The sequence below is a fragment of the Haloarcula salina genome (genome assembly GCF_010119195.1).
Classification (GTDB): Archaea; Halobacteriota; Halobacteria; order Halobacteriales; family Haloarculaceae; genus Haloarcula; species Haloarcula salina.
Genome location: NZ_WRXL01000001.1, coordinates 941428 through 954375, shown reverse-complemented (window position 1 = coordinate 954375; position 12948 = coordinate 941428). Strand labels below are relative to the sequence as shown.

The 12948-nt window shown below is 65.4% G+C and carries 23 protein-coding genes and 1 tRNA gene; 15 read left to right on the top strand and 9 right to left on the bottom strand.

Annotation, left to right across the window (positions count from 1 at the left end):
* Positions 1 to 230: 230 nt before the first annotated feature.
* From GM656_RS04935 to GM656_RS04875, 13 genes are all read left to right on the top strand, one after another.
* Positions 231 to 306, top strand: a tRNA-Cys gene (locus GM656_RS04935).
* A gap of 140 nt (positions 307 to 446) precedes the next feature.
* Complete coding sequence (locus GM656_RS04930) at positions 447 to 3680, top strand: hypothetical protein (protein ID WP_162412523.1); 3234 nt, start codon at positions 447 to 449, stop codon at positions 3678 to 3680.
* The gene (locus GM656_RS04925; RefSeq protein WP_162412522.1) at positions 3667 to 3861 is read left to right on the top strand and encodes a hypothetical protein; all 195 of its coding nucleotides are present in this window, start codon (positions 3667 to 3669) and stop codon (positions 3859 to 3861) included. Before GM656_RS04930 ends, GM656_RS04925 begins: the two co-directional genes overlap by 14 nt.
* Positions 3862 to 3950: 89 nt before the next feature.
* Complete coding sequence (locus GM656_RS04920; RefSeq protein ID WP_162412521.1) at positions 3951 to 4184, top strand: MarR family transcriptional regulator; 234 nt, start codon at positions 3951 to 3953, stop codon at positions 4182 to 4184.
* Between the two features lie 127 nt (positions 4185 to 4311).
* Positions 4312 to 4611: a hypothetical protein gene (locus GM656_RS04915; RefSeq protein ID WP_206673692.1), complete on the top strand. Its 300-nt coding sequence runs from the start codon at positions 4312 to 4314 to the stop codon at positions 4609 to 4611.
* Positions 4608 to 4832: a hypothetical protein gene (locus tag GM656_RS04910; protein WP_162412520.1), complete on the top strand. Its 225-nt coding sequence runs from the start codon at positions 4608 to 4610 to the stop codon at positions 4830 to 4832. The genes GM656_RS04915 and GM656_RS04910 overlap by 4 nt, the downstream gene beginning before the upstream one ends.
* Positions 4829 to 5059 (top strand): hypothetical protein, encoded by a 231-nt coding sequence (locus tag GM656_RS04905; RefSeq protein ID WP_162412519.1) that lies wholly within the window; start codon positions 4829 to 4831, stop codon positions 5057 to 5059. The genes GM656_RS04910 and GM656_RS04905 overlap by 4 nt, the downstream gene beginning before the upstream one ends.
* Positions 5056 to 5241, top strand: coding sequence for a hypothetical protein (locus GM656_RS04900; protein ID WP_162412518.1), 186 nt, complete (start codon positions 5056 to 5058; stop codon positions 5239 to 5241). Before GM656_RS04905 ends, GM656_RS04900 begins: the two co-directional genes overlap by 4 nt.
* Positions 5238 to 5468: a hypothetical protein gene (locus GM656_RS04895; RefSeq protein ID WP_162412517.1), complete on the top strand. Its 231-nt coding sequence runs from the start codon at positions 5238 to 5240 to the stop codon at positions 5466 to 5468. Before GM656_RS04900 ends, GM656_RS04895 begins: the two co-directional genes overlap by 4 nt.
* Complete coding sequence (locus GM656_RS04890) at positions 5465 to 5839, top strand: hypothetical protein (RefSeq protein ID WP_162412516.1); 375 nt, start codon at positions 5465 to 5467, stop codon at positions 5837 to 5839. Before GM656_RS04895 ends, GM656_RS04890 begins: the two co-directional genes overlap by 4 nt.
* Complete coding sequence (locus GM656_RS04885) at positions 5836 to 6153, top strand: hypothetical protein (RefSeq protein WP_162412515.1); 318 nt, start codon at positions 5836 to 5838, stop codon at positions 6151 to 6153. Before GM656_RS04890 ends, GM656_RS04885 begins: the two co-directional genes overlap by 4 nt.
* Entirely contained in the window at positions 6153 to 6587 is a 435-nt protein-coding gene (locus tag GM656_RS04880) for a hypothetical protein (protein WP_162412514.1), read from the top strand. Before GM656_RS04885 ends, GM656_RS04880 begins: the two co-directional genes overlap by 1 nt.
* A gap of 94 nt (positions 6588 to 6681) precedes the next feature.
* Positions 6682 to 7662 (top strand): hypothetical protein, encoded by a 981-nt coding sequence (locus GM656_RS04875; RefSeq protein ID WP_162412513.1) that lies wholly within the window; start codon positions 6682 to 6684, stop codon positions 7660 to 7662.
* Positions 7663 to 7726: 64 nt separating this feature from the next.
* On the opposite strand, the gene GM656_RS04870 is transcribed toward GM656_RS04875, so the two are convergent.
* From GM656_RS04870 to GM656_RS19200, 8 genes are all read right to left on the bottom strand, one after another.
* Complete coding sequence (locus GM656_RS04870) at positions 7727 to 7990, bottom strand: hypothetical protein (RefSeq protein ID WP_162412512.1); 264 nt, start codon at positions 7988 to 7990, stop codon at positions 7727 to 7729.
* Positions 7991 to 8103: 113 nt separating this feature from the next.
* On the bottom strand, positions 8104 to 8730 hold the full coding sequence (locus GM656_RS04865; RefSeq protein ID WP_162412511.1) for a zinc ribbon domain-containing protein: 627 nt from the start codon (positions 8728 to 8730) through the stop codon (positions 8104 to 8106).
* Between the two features lie 210 nt (positions 8731 to 8940).
* Complete coding sequence (locus tag GM656_RS04860) at positions 8941 to 9414, bottom strand: hypothetical protein (RefSeq protein WP_162412510.1); 474 nt, start codon at positions 9412 to 9414, stop codon at positions 8941 to 8943.
* On the bottom strand, positions 9407 to 9697 hold the full coding sequence (locus GM656_RS04855) for a hypothetical protein (protein ID WP_162412509.1): 291 nt from the start codon (positions 9695 to 9697) through the stop codon (positions 9407 to 9409). Before GM656_RS04855 ends, GM656_RS04860 begins: the two co-directional genes overlap by 8 nt.
* Complete coding sequence (locus GM656_RS04850) at positions 9694 to 10113, bottom strand: DUF5805 domain-containing protein (protein ID WP_162412508.1); 420 nt, start codon at positions 10111 to 10113, stop codon at positions 9694 to 9696. The genes GM656_RS04855 and GM656_RS04850 overlap by 4 nt, the downstream gene beginning before the upstream one ends.
* A complete protein-coding gene (locus tag GM656_RS04845; protein ID WP_162412507.1) occupies positions 10110 to 10370 on the bottom strand; it encodes a hypothetical protein in 261 nt (86 codons plus the stop codon). The genes GM656_RS04850 and GM656_RS04845 overlap by 4 nt, the downstream gene beginning before the upstream one ends.
* A complete protein-coding gene (locus tag GM656_RS19460; protein ID WP_277815039.1) occupies positions 10367 to 10501 on the bottom strand; it encodes a hypothetical protein in 135 nt (44 codons plus the stop codon). The genes GM656_RS04845 and GM656_RS19460 overlap by 4 nt, the downstream gene beginning before the upstream one ends.
* The gene (locus tag GM656_RS19200) at positions 10501 to 11091 is read right to left on the bottom strand and encodes a hypothetical protein (protein ID WP_194242947.1); all 591 of its coding nucleotides are present in this window, start codon (positions 11089 to 11091) and stop codon (positions 10501 to 10503) included. The genes GM656_RS19460 and GM656_RS19200 overlap by 1 nt, the downstream gene beginning before the upstream one ends.
* A gap of 177 nt (positions 11092 to 11268) precedes the next feature.
* On the opposite strand from GM656_RS19200, the gene GM656_RS04835 reads away from it, so the two are divergent.
* Both GM656_RS04835 and GM656_RS04830 read left to right on the top strand, forming a co-directional pair.
* The gene (locus tag GM656_RS04835; protein WP_241692702.1) at positions 11269 to 11493 is read left to right on the top strand and encodes a hypothetical protein; all 225 of its coding nucleotides are present in this window, start codon (positions 11269 to 11271) and stop codon (positions 11491 to 11493) included.
* 14 nt (positions 11494 to 11507) lie between these two features.
* On the top strand, positions 11508 to 11978 hold the full coding sequence (locus tag GM656_RS04830) for a metal-dependent hydrolase (RefSeq protein ID WP_162412506.1): 471 nt from the start codon (positions 11508 to 11510) through the stop codon (positions 11976 to 11978).
* A 25-nt stretch (positions 11979 to 12003) separates the two neighbouring features.
* Here GM656_RS04830 and GM656_RS04825 read toward each other — a convergent pair whose 3' ends face one another.
* Entirely contained in the window at positions 12004 to 12609 is a 606-nt protein-coding gene (locus GM656_RS04825; RefSeq protein WP_162412505.1) for a hypothetical protein, read from the bottom strand.
* Between the last annotated feature and the right edge of the window lie 339 nt (positions 12610 to 12948).

Sequence of the window (12948 nt, the reverse complement as noted above, 5' to 3'; positions counted from 1 at the left end):
GCCTCTGGGAAAACCGGTTCGCCGCCACCATTCATACCTACCCAAGCCCACAGCACAGCGCGTGCTGTGGGCTTTTCCTCTATACCGATCCCACAGAGCTATCTCTCCCACCAGCCGTCTCACCGCAGAACCACCCCGACGAGCGATAGCGGTCACAGGGCTACGTCTCCTCGGAGTCTGCTGGGCAAATTCGCTAGCCTTAAGCGACTGACTACAGTACCAACGAGTGCGCCAAGGTGGCAGAGTCCGGCCTAACGCAGCGGCCTGCAGAGCCGCCCATCGCCGGTTCAAATCCGGCCCTTGGCTTATACCACTTTCCTTACAATCCACATTTTGAGAGGCTTCTTTAGCGCCTCTCATACTCTTCAGCGCAGTGACGATTCACTTCACCGGATAGACAGTTTTCTCGACAATAGCGACCCCTCCGCTTCGGGGGGTGTTCCAGCGTGACCGCCGAGTGCCACCTCTGCGGCGGTCCCCCCGACAACGTCGACGGTAACAGCTACCTCTGTGACGACTGTCTCGCCCGACTGCAGGGGCGGTCCTCAGAGAAGACGGTCGAGCAGGACGACGGTGGCGATCCTGCCCCGTCGACCGTCGAGACGGGCGTTCTCCCGGCCGACCTCGAAGGCCGCGAGCGCTGGATCGCCTGGAAGGAAACCGACGACGAGCGAAAGGTGCCTCGGGCTCCGTGGGTGACCGGCGGCGATGCGTTCGTCAGCGCCCAGGATCCCGACGTCTGGGTCGACCTCGAAACGGCCCAGGCCTGGCTCGACAAACTCTCCGGGTTCGACCTCGCGTACAACATCCCCGACCGCGACGAGCACGACACGGACCTCGTCCTCGTCGACTACGACGACGCACGCGATCCCGAGACTGGCGAGATCCACCAGACTGTTCGCAAGCACCTCCAGCGAGCCGACAGTTACGCCGATGTCTCGACGAGTGGGACTGGCGTCCACATCCTCTGTCGCGGGCAGCTCCCCGATGGCGTCAAATCCATCGAGGCGCACCTCCCCGAGGATCCCGACTTCTCCGATGCGGAGATCGAGGTATACGACTCCGCCCGGTTCGTCGCGATGACCGGCACGCACATCGCGTCGACGCCGACGGAGACCACGCGCTGCCAGCAGTTCATCGACGACCTCGCCGACGAGTACACCACCGTCGCCGAGGGCACGCCCGACGAGCTGATCCAGGAGCCCGAGAAGACTGCCGCCGAGATCGCCGACGTCGAGACGACCAGCGACATGCAGGACGTCCTCGACGCCATCCAGCACACGGGCCCGCGTGACATCCGCCTGCGCTCGACGGTCACGCAGGAGCGGTCCGACGGGACGACGTCGATGGATCCCGCCTGGGCCCAGAGTAAAAGTGGAACCCGGCTGGCTCAGGTCGGCGACGGCTGGGTCTACCGCAAGGGCATGGTCGGCCTCGACGCGCTCCAGGTCGTCGCTCTCGAAGAGCGCATCATCACCACCGAGACGGAGTATCCCAGTGGCGCAGACTTCTGGGAGGCCGTCGAGGCGCTTCGCGATCGCGGCGCGCACATCCCCGAGTTCGAACCCAGCGAGGGCGACATCGGCCACACGGCCGTCCTACCGGGACGCGATGCCCTGGAGACGGCGACCTCGGGCTGGGACTGGCACCACGCTGGTCGCGACGCGTCGAGTCTCTCGATCACCGACGCTCGCGAGCGCACGACCGAGGCCATCGCCGACGCCTACCAGCGCAACGACCAGGTCCTCGTCGAGGCGCTCCCGACGATGGGGAAGTCCTACGGGTCAATCGCCGCCGCTGCTGAGACCGGCGAGCCCGTGACGATTCTCACCGGGCGCGGGCGCAAAGAGCAGTACGCGCAGCTCACGGAGTGGTGCGACGAACACGGGCTGACGTACAAGGAACTCCCGTCGTTCACGCACGACTGCCCCACGGCCGCCGGCGACCACGGCGACGAGTGGCGCGAGATGGTGATGGACTGGTATCGCCGCGGGGCGACGCCGAAAGCCATCCACAAGTTCGCCGAGGACGTCCTCGGGAAGCCGCTCCCCTGCCAGGTCGACGACGAAGGTAGTCACGTCGGCTGTCAGTACGCCCACCTGTGGAACTTCGACCCCGAGACCGATGGCAGCGCCGACGCCGACGAGGACGTCCCGATTGACGTGCTGATCGGGCACTACACGCACGCCTACAAGGAGAAGGTCACCACCGGGCGGACCGTCGTGTTCGACGAGTTCCCCGACGGGGCCTACGAGACGTCGCTGTCGGGCAACTGGCTCCAGGGCGCAGTGAGCTACTGGCTGTCGACCGTCGACGCCGTCCCGTTCGACGACTACACGGACCTCATCGAGCACCGCGATGACGATGGCCGGCGTGCCGATGCGCTGGCGTGGTTCCTCGACGATGATGGAGATGCGCTCGACACGGCAGAGTCCCTGGTGTTCGACGACGACAGCGCCCACGCCGCGGCCCCGCTGGCCGCGTTCGCGATCCTCGCCGGCGACGACCTCGGTAACGGTTTCGAGACCGCCGACCTGCAGGACGCCGGCACGGCCACGTTCGACCGCGAGACGGGCGAGGTGTCGCTGCTCCAGCCGCCGAGTCTCGACTACGCAAGTGGCGTCGTCGCCCTCGACGGGACGCCCACGAAGCGCATGTGGGAGCTCTCCCTCGGGGTGCGGCTCTCGCTTCGATCGGTCCTCAGTGACGCCGAGCGGAGCGAGTACGTCGCCGACGTGCTGAACCTGAATCTCGTGCGGACGACCGACGCGGTCAAGCCCTACAACAGCGCTGACCACGTCACGGTCGATCAGGACGCCGCGCTGCTGGAGGGCATCGCCGACGCCCACGACCAGCGGCCGTCGCTCATCACGTCCTCGACGGCCGAAGGCGAGTACGACGCCGCGGGCGTGCTCGACCTCGTCGACGAGACGAAACACTACGGGAACGTCCTCGGGTCCAACGAGTTCAAGGAGACCCGCCTGGGCGCGGTGATCGGGTCGAACCACTACGGCGATCGGTTCATCAAGAAGTGGGGCGCGTACGCCGGCGAGGCCGTCGAGCGCAACGCCGAGAAGGGTGCGGGGCTGTCGTACACGGGGTTCGGCGACCGCGTGCTGACGCACATGCGCGAGCACGACACGCTCCAGGCGGCGATGCGCTTCGGCCGCGACGGCAACGGGGCCGTCGTCTACGTCCACACGGACACGCTGCCGGACTGGGTTCCCATCGCCGACGAGGGGCGCGTGCTCACCACTTGGAGTGACGGGATGCGCCAGGTCGTCGACGCCGCGGCCGACCTTGGGGAGTGGACGACCGCCGACATCGCCTCCCATCCCGACGTCGAGATCGGCGAGCGGCAGGTCCGGGCCCACCTCACGACACTCGCCGAGGAGCACGACGTCGTCGACCGCGAGACCGATGGCTGTGGGTTCGTCTGGCGCGACGGCGGCCTGCACCGGCTGGGCGACCACGGCGCAGTCGAACTCACGCCGGTCGACCTCGAGGAGTTGAGCGCCGAGGAAAGTGCGGAACTGGCGCGTAGTAGTACCTATACGTGGCAGTTCCGCACTCCAGCCGAAACGGAGGGGGTGTCAACCCCGGACAGGGGCGGTTCCCCCGAAACGAGTGACGAGCACGTCCCAACGGGAAGTGGCCCACCGCCAAATGAGTCAGACTGACCCCGATCCGTGGGGGCCTTCGGCCCCCACCGACGAGCGACAGCTACGGCTTGATGAGTTTACCGGCCAGTGCAAGGCTATCGCCGTCTCGACGAGTGAACGGTGCGAACGCGACGCGCTGGCTGGCGTCGCCTACTGTACGCTCCATCTTGACCACGCCGGCGAGGACATCACGGACTGAGAGCGTCCGAGGAGGTCGTTCGCCCCCTCTCGTGAAAAACCGCCCCCGAACTATGCAGGTGTAGCCTGTATTTCCTGCCGGAGAGAATCATGAGCACACTCGTCCCGAACCGGGTCAAAGAGACCCCTGCCAGTGCAAGGCTGGTCTACACCGCTCTCGACGCGAACGGGCCACTGGAACGCGAGGAGTTGATCGACGAGACGGGAATCGCCCGGCGAACCGTCAACAGCGCACTCGCCGAACTCCGCGAGCGCGGGCTCGTCGAGGCGCGTGAACATCCGGCCGATCACCGGCGGCGACTGTACGCCGCCGCGGAGCAATGACTACCCGTCACGACGCCTGTGCGAAGCCGGGGCGAAGGCGTCGCCAAGTGCGAGCGAATTACACCATGAGTTCCCACAGGCCCCGATTCCGACCGAAGAACCCACGAAAAACCCGAGGTGACCGCCTGTGACCGACGACGCGAGCGCCCACGCCCGCGAAGAGGACGTCGCCGACAGCTACGACGACCTACTCGCGACGCTCGACATGCTGGAGACCGAGGCGCTCCGGAAGGTTGAGAGCGGGCGCGTGTACGACGCCGAGAACGAACGGGTGCGCATCAAGTGGATCCGCATCGCGAAGGACGTCGTCGCGGAGAAGCGGAAGGTCATGGCCGACCGCGACCTGCAGGAACTGACCGAGCGCATCGAGCAGCTCGAAGAACGTGCCGACGGCGACGTCGTCGGGCCCAGTGGGGTGTCGTCATGACCCGCAAATCGAAGCGGGAGATCGAGCGCGCGCTCGAAGACCTCAACGACTCGCCAGATACCGGCGTCGCCACCGTGACATTCCGCGAGTGGCGCGGTGACGAAGACGGTGACCCAGTCGAGTGTGTCCACGAGACTGAGCACGACATCGAAACCAGCGCGTCTCAGGACATCGTGATCAACGACATCGTGGTCCCGACTGACTGGGAGCGAGACCAATGACGCGCCGCTCGAAGCGTGAGATCGAGCGCGCGCTCGACGACATCGAGGTCGACAGCGACGGGACAGAGTTCGACGAGATGGTGTTTACCGACGGCGACGGAGAGGTGTGGGGCCGGGTCACCGACGACGGAATCGAGGAAGCGACGGTGGCAGATATTCCGGGCCTCGACAGCGCCGACGACGTCCGCCTCGTCGCGGATTTCACTGCCGGGGGTGAGGACTCGTGACTCGCAAATCGAAGCGGGAGATAGAGCGCTCGATCGAGAATCTCATCGACGATCCGGACTGTGGTGGCGACGTCACCGACGTTGGCCTCGGCGTCACTGCAGACTTCGTCACCTACGAAACGAACGCTGACGGCACCGGGCCACAGTTCCAGACAGTTGACCCGGAGCGAGAGGAGCGATGACGGACCAGACGACCCTCTCGGAGTTCGGCGACGACGACGCTGAGACCGCAGAACAAACCACCGCCCCGACGCCGGCGGAGAACGCAGAACAGATACAGTCCATCATCGGCCTGCTGGAGACGCTCACCGGCAAGGTCGGCACGCTCGCCACCGAACTCGACGAGCAAGCGACGCCGGAGTACAGCCCCGAAGAAATCGACAGCGACCCCGCCGGAATGTTCCAATGACCGACTACATCAACGACCTCGACGCCGCAGTGACGGGCACAGACACGACCAAGACTCTCGCCAAAGAGTACCCCGACGCGTCGCCGCAGTCCCTCGAAAACGCAGAACGAATCGCCGGCCTCACCGACGCCGTCAGCAGACTCACGGACCACCTCACACAGCGGAAAACGAACCGCGACCGTCGGCGAGAAATGCAGCGCCGTGTTTTCGCAGAGATCGAGCTTGAGGTCGCACGCCTGGCCGTCGCGACCGGGAAAGCGACCGAGCGCGAAAAGCAACTCGTCAGGGAAGCGGCTGAGGCCGACAACGCGAACCTCGACGACCTGGCGAAGCGATTCGACCCAGCAGCAACCACGGAGACCCACCAATGACATCCGATGTCCTTCAGAACGCACTCGAACAGAACCGGCAGAATCTCGAAACCCTCCTCGCGGCCCTTGAGGTCGATCACGAGTTTCCCGAGGACCCCGCCAAGCAGGCCAAAATGGCAGCTGCGTTCGACATCGGCGACACCACCAGAAAGGACGCCGAAATGACCGAGGCGGAGCGCGTGGCCTGGCTCTTCGAGCAGAACGCGAAAGCACTCGCCGCCGCTGCTGACGCGGCCGGAGGTGATACCACGACGCCCGACATTACAGAGTCGGGCAAACTGAAAAGCGTCGCTGACGCCCTCGGTGGCCGCTGATGTCGCCACACGCATTCGCCCTTCGCACCGGGCGGCGAGTCCCCCCAACGCTCCACATCCGCGACCTTGCAGAGTTCGGACTGGAGTCGACTGAGGAGCGCTACCGCCTCATCGACGACGACCGTCTCGCGGCCGACCTTCGGGAGTACGACCAGAATCGCAACCCGTCGGCCTTCCGCGACATCACGGCCGAGGATCTTGATGGGATTCTCGACTCGGCCAGCGGTGCCGCATCGGCTATCAAAGCCGGCGACCACGACGACGTTCTCGATATCCTGGTGTTCGCCGAACGCGAGGCATACGGCGATCGCGTCACTGTGCTCGACGCAATCAGCGAGCGGAAGCGCGAGCTCAAGCGAGAGCGCTTCGAGGACCGTGACCGCGTCGACTCCGTGCTCCAACCAGAGGACGTCGCACCCAGTAGGGGGCTCTGATACGCATGACTGACACCACCAGCGCCGAGGCGTTCGACGACACCGACACCACCGATCTGCGTGACTCCCTCCCTTCCGCCTGGAGGTGGTCGTCGTGACAGAGTTCGGGGCAAGCGGGACCCTGACGATAGAGTCCGTCGAGGGCGCGCCGGCGGCGATCGAACAGGAGGTCAGCCGCGTCGGCTCGCTCGACGTAACAGCCCAGCCGCCCAGCGGCGGCGTCGGAACGGGCGCGCTCGGGAGTATGACGGCCGCCGCAGAGGGCCAGCAGTCGCTCCTCGAAGAACAGGTCGCCCTTCAACAGGAGATGCTGGACGAACTGCAAGGCGGTGGCGGCATCGGCGGCGGCGGTGGCGGGGGTGGCGGTGCCGGCGCATTCGGCGGCGGTCTCGCCCGCAGCTTCCTGGGCGGGGCGGCTGGCACTGCAGCAGCGGGCATCGGCACGGCCGCCGGTCTTCTCGGCGGGGCGCGCCACGCGATGGGACAGGGATGGCTGGGGCAGGCCGGCCAGGATACGCTCGGCGCGCGGACGAACTTCCAGGGCCTCGACGGTATCGATCGGGCGATGGACGACCCACTCGGCGCGGCGGGGACCGGGTTCAAGAACATGATCGACCCGACGGGACTGGGCGAGACGTTCGCTCGCTCGGCCGCGACAGAGCTCACCTCACAGACCACACTCGACGAGGAACTCGTCTCGGGGATGCAACGCGGCGTCGACGTCTGGGAGCAAGAGTTGTCGTCCATCCCCGACCCCTTCGAGGGCGCGTCGTGGCCGGAAGTCGACCCGATGGAGGGTGCCGACTGGCCTGACCTGCCCGACCCCGGCGGCAACTACTGGCCGCAACTGCCCGAGCCCGGGCGCTCGTTCTGGCCCGACGTGCCGACGCCGGGCTGGCTGGACGCGCTCACTGGCGGCGGCGACGAACAAACCCCGAGCCAGCAGCGGTTCGGACCGCGCCCGAAGCGCTCGATCAACGACATGGCCCGCGATTCCCCTGCCGTCGACATTACACTCGATGGTATCCGCGAACTGCAACAGCAGGTTGACCGACTGGAGCGGGCATTCGAATAGGGCGATAGAGAGGCTCCATTGATAGAATGGAATACCTCCGCTACTCGAGTAAGGACGGCAGTCGTTACTCAGGCCCGTTGAATGGGGGAACGGCCTCGCCACCGACCGCGATGTCCCACTCCAGGTCGACGTTGTTGAGCAGGAACGTGTCGAACGCGACCTCCGCGCCGGCATCGAGGGCCTGTTCGTAGGCGTCGCGCGCCCGCTGGTACGTCTCGGCGTCGCCGAGGTCGATAGTCGCCCGGCCGTCGCCGTAGGGTGCGCTCAGGATATAGTCGGGAAGCTGGGCTTCGTCTGCCGTGTCGTCGTCTATGGTCGGGTCGTGCATGATCGGTCTCCGGGACGACGGGTTGCACTAACCAACATTCGGCTGCGAATGGCCGAGTGTGTTGGTTAGTAAAACCCGCCGCCTGTCCGAAACCGGCAGGCGCGCTCGCCTGCTCAGGATGGCCCAGCGCGCCGGGCAATCGTCAGCGCAGCACTCCGATCCCGACAGACGCGTTCGACCGGGCAGTCATCGGTCGTACACACGATAGCGTTGCTGTCGAGTCGGCCGAGTTTCTCACAGACGTGGCAGGCCTGGCTCGTGTACTTCGCGTCGACGAACGTGACAGGCAGCCCAGCGTCACGCGCAACCTCGACGATTACTGCCTGCAGCGCCGGCAGAAGCCACGCGCCCATCTCGTCGACTGTCCGCCGTTCCCACAGCGAGGGTCCGCCGAAGTCCATGTCTTCGAGGACCAACAGCGGCGTCGCGAACTCGTCGGCGTACCGAACCAACCGATGCGCCGCGTCGAATAGGGCCGGTCGAAGCCGCTCGTACAGCGCCGCGAAGAGCTGGGCCTCGCCGGCGGTGGTGTCGAACGACGCCGCTTGGAGGGCGTGCGTCGCCTCGACGAGCAGGTCGTAGCGCTCTCGCAGTGGGTCGCCGTCGATGACCAACGCCGCGTCTGGGTCGGCGTCAGCCGGCGCGGCGGCGACCAGGCGCTTCTCGCCGAGGTCGACACCAATCGGCGTGTGGTCCGACGTCGGGGCAGCCCCACTCGCCGGCGCTGGCGTAGAACTCATCGCGACCACTCCCGACGGTCGCTTCGGGCCCCAGCCTCGCAGGCAGCGGTGGCGCTCTTGGGGCCGATGCGGCTCACTGTTCGGCCCCCACTGTGTCCGGAGCTATCACGGGCAGCTCCTCCTCCGACTTTTTTGACCGAATCGCGCGCGAATGGGCCGTAGCGAGTCGTGCGATGCCGACGGTGTCGGCGCGCTCAGATCGAGCAGGCGTCACTCTGACCCCTCCTGGTCCGCCCCTCGCTCGTGCTGGGCGTCAATCAGGTCCACATACGTTTCCTTGGCCTCGGGGTCAGCATCGACCCCGCGGTAGGCAATATCCGACGCGATCCAACTGACACAGTCGCCACACAATTCCCAGGCCGAGAACGCTGGGAGGTTCGCCTCCCCCAGCGGATACTCCAGTTCGATGGAAAAGCCGGGCTCGGCGGGGTCACCGCACTCGTCACAGACGCCGTCGGCCAGCGCGTGGTTCTGCACGAACTGACAGACTGCACAGATATCCGCCTCCAGGGGCGCGATGGGGTCGACCGTCGTCCGGTCGACCATGCCGGCGGGCTTGGCCGCACCGCAGATGTCGCACTCGGCGGTCGCGGGGTCGTCGTCGGCAGCTGTGTCGTTACCGCCGGGCAGTGGTGTCGTCGCGACGAGCGCGGCGGCCTCAAGGAACGCACGCCGGTCAGGCATCCTGCCCCTCCTGGTGCACGGCGCGCAGTGCTTGCGCCACGGACTCGGCGAGTTCGACCCGCGGGGTCTCCGTGTCAGTGCGGGCCTGGTAGCGCTCGATGACGTCGTCGACACCGAGCCCGTACTGGCTGCTGGTCTGTCGTCCCGTTGGCAGGGCCCGCGTCTCGGTCGTGAACCGCAGGACGCCGTCGTAGGGGATGCGCTTGCGGGCTTCGACAGCGCCGTCGTCAGTGACCAACAGCGTGAAATCCCCGTCGCCGGCGTCCTCGATGACGAGCGTCATCGGCCCCCTCCCGAGTCGTCGACGAGCGTGTACCCCTCGTCGCGAGTGTGAATGATGGCGTTCTCCGCCTGCAGTTCGTCAAGCGCGGCGTCGAGCGCCCGCGTCATGTCCTCGACCAGGATCTCCCGAAGCTCCTCGTAGCGGACGGTGTCGACCTGTTCGAGGGCCGTGAGGACGGCGTCGCTGGCGATGGCTGGCAAGCGGTCGTCGCCAGCGTCACCCGCGCCGGGCGTCTCGCCGATGTCCTCACCGGTGTATCCCCGACGGCCTGCCTGCACCATCGAGCGGATAAACTCTGAGCGGGACATATCCAAGCGGTCGGCGTGGTCGTCCCAGATATCGCGTTGGTAGGCCGGCACGTACGTCCGCGCACTCACCCGCTCGGTCTCGCGATCCTCGTCACCGTCGTCGGTCATGATTCTCCCCGCGGGGCGACTGGCAGCCCGTCGAGGAGTGCGTCGAGCGCGTCGGCATCGAGGACGACGTCGACGGTCAGGTCCGCGCCCGAGATGGTGAGCTGGGCGTGGGGTTCAATGCCGGACAGCGGGCGCTCCTCGGGCGCTTGCACACGCAAGTCGAGGTCGCGCTCGTGTGTTTGCACAGCCAACACACCGCCGTCGTCGAACTCCGCGGTCGCGTCGACCTCGGCAACGGACGTGGTGGACATCCTCATTGGCGCACCTCCACGACGGTGTCGGACTGCAGCCACGCCTGCTCTTGGTCACACTGGTAGACGACGAACTCGTCGTCGTACTGCAGCGTGGCGTACTCGCGCTCGCCGGCGGCGGCCTGTTCGACCGGCATTACAGGTCGCCCCCGTTGTCGGTCGCCTCGTGGAAGTGGATGTGGGCGCTGGCCGGCGCGTACAGCCAGCAGTTCGCACAGGGGAACTCGCCCATGTACATCCCCGAGATACCAGCACAGCGTTCGTGGCCGGCGATACACGTCCCGTCAATCGGGGCCTCGCCGTGCTCCTCGCTCAGGTCGACGACGTCGTCGGCCGCCTCGTCGCTGGCCGTCGAGACCACGCCACCGTCCGCGGCGGCAAACCGCAGCTCGGCGTCGCAGTGCTGGCCGAGGTCGGGGTCGATGTCGCACGCCTCGGCCGCGCCGGCGGGCACGGCCGCCAGTCCCAGCGCCATTTTCGCGCGGATCTGGTGCTTGCACTCGACGTCGCGGTGGGTTGCATCGGGGCATTCACAGCTGCCCCCGCGGACGTCGACGAGGTACTCCTTGCCCGAGGCACTGGTCACGAGGACCAGGTCGTCCGCACCGCGAGCGCGGCCGATGTCGGGCGTGACCGTGAGGTACTCCTCCAGCGCGCGCTTCGTTCGGTCGTCGATTCGCTCCGCCGTGGCGGCAGTCTGAAGTGCCGCGGTATCCTTGGTGGACATTGCTGCTATCCTGCAGCACGGTCGAGGGCGTTCCAGCGCCCGTCGGCCAGTTTCTACGTGGCCGAACTCCCGTGCTTGTTAGATACAACAATCCCCAATCACTTAATACTTGTTGTATAGGACAAGTTGTCGTATGGGACAAGTGTTAAGGGTGGTCAAATACAACAAGTAAGTACGATGAGTTCACAATCGGCAGGTATGGCTACCGGCCGGGCACTAACGACAGAAGCGGAACGCGAATATCTTCGAGGCGAACACGGCGACCAGCGGATGTACGAGGCTCGCTCCCGAGTCAAATCTCGGATCAACGAACAACTCGCCGGGGACGTCGAGTTGTTCGAAAACGAAGCGCCAGAACTGCTCGAAGAACTTCGTCAAGTCGTCTGCGAGGATCAAGGCTGATAGGTGACCGAGGGATGCACCGCACCGGCCACTACGGCGTCGCGCTCGCGGTGTACGCGCCCATCGGCGCGGTCGTCTCCGCCGCCGGCTTCGAGTCGCTCGCCGTCGCCGGTGGCGTGGTGGCCGTCGGCGGGGCCATGACGCCGGACCTCGACCTACGCGTGCCTGGTATCTCACACCGCGGGATCACGCACACGGTCTGGTTTGCACTCGCGGCCGGCGTGCTCCTCGGCATCGCTGGTTACGCCGTCGACAGCGTCGCCGCCGGCGTGGTCGGGGCGCTCGCTGGTGTGGTCCTAGTCGGCGCGCACCTGCTGGCCGACGCGCTGACGCCGATGGGGATCCGGCCCTTCGCGCCGATCAACGGACGCGAGTACTCGCTCGACGTCACGACGGCGTCGAACCCGGTCGCGAACTACACGCTGCTCGCTGCCGGGGTTCTCGTGGCCGTAGGGACGCTGGTGCTTGTGAGAGGGGGAGCATGAGGCCCGTGTTCAACGCACACTGGTGTCACTTCTCGTCGGCGTCAGCGAGCTTCCGCTTCATGATACGAGCGTACTCCGCGTTATCGAGGTCCCCCCTTCGAAAGAGCAGATCGAGCGACCGGCGTGAGAGTTCTGCGAGTTCCTCATCGGACATATCTGCCACGGACCCGCCGAGAGAGATTGTAAGGTCGTTATTGACCTCTTCTGGAATCCGGTCGGTTTCTACAGATTCAAGCGCGGTTCGCACACCACGTTCTACCTGGCTATCGAACGATGCAGTGACTCGATCAACTTGTTCGTGTGTTGAGAGTCCCTTATCTGGTGTTGACATTCCCTGGTCAAGATTGCGATTAAGGAGCGTGGGATGGTGGACGCTCCACATGAATAATATCGCTGAGAGAGGCCACACGCGTCCAGGATCAATATCACCCAGCACTTTGTCAAGATCTAACTTCTGTTCGGTTTCCTCAGTTCCAAATAACAACCGCAAATCGTCAAATGCAACCTGAATACGCTTTCGAATTCGAGACTTTGCAGCCCGAACCCCACGATCACTCATATCGGGATCAGTCGTTCTCAGGAACTCGCGCTGGTTCTGTGTTAATAACCCAGTTTCATCGGAATCAGCCATCTCGGAATGTTTTTTGTTCCGGCAGAATAATAAACCCTCCGGCTGTGAGTTGTAAACGAGATATGCCTTCCGACCGGCTGACTGCTCGCGTTCCAACGACGCCCGCAGTTCGTGACGAACTCAAAGAACGCGTCGACGGGGCGGGATTAGAGACGTACGACGACTATCTCCGGGTAGTGCTTGGGATGTCGACTGAGGCCGGTGAGGCAATCAACTAAACAGACAGATGACACTCACTAAAGTCGAATTGAACGGTGGTGATGACCGGGCGTCACCAGCGCCCGCGAGCCACCGAAGTAAGCTGCGACGACGAGCACGACCGCCAATGGCACGTACTCA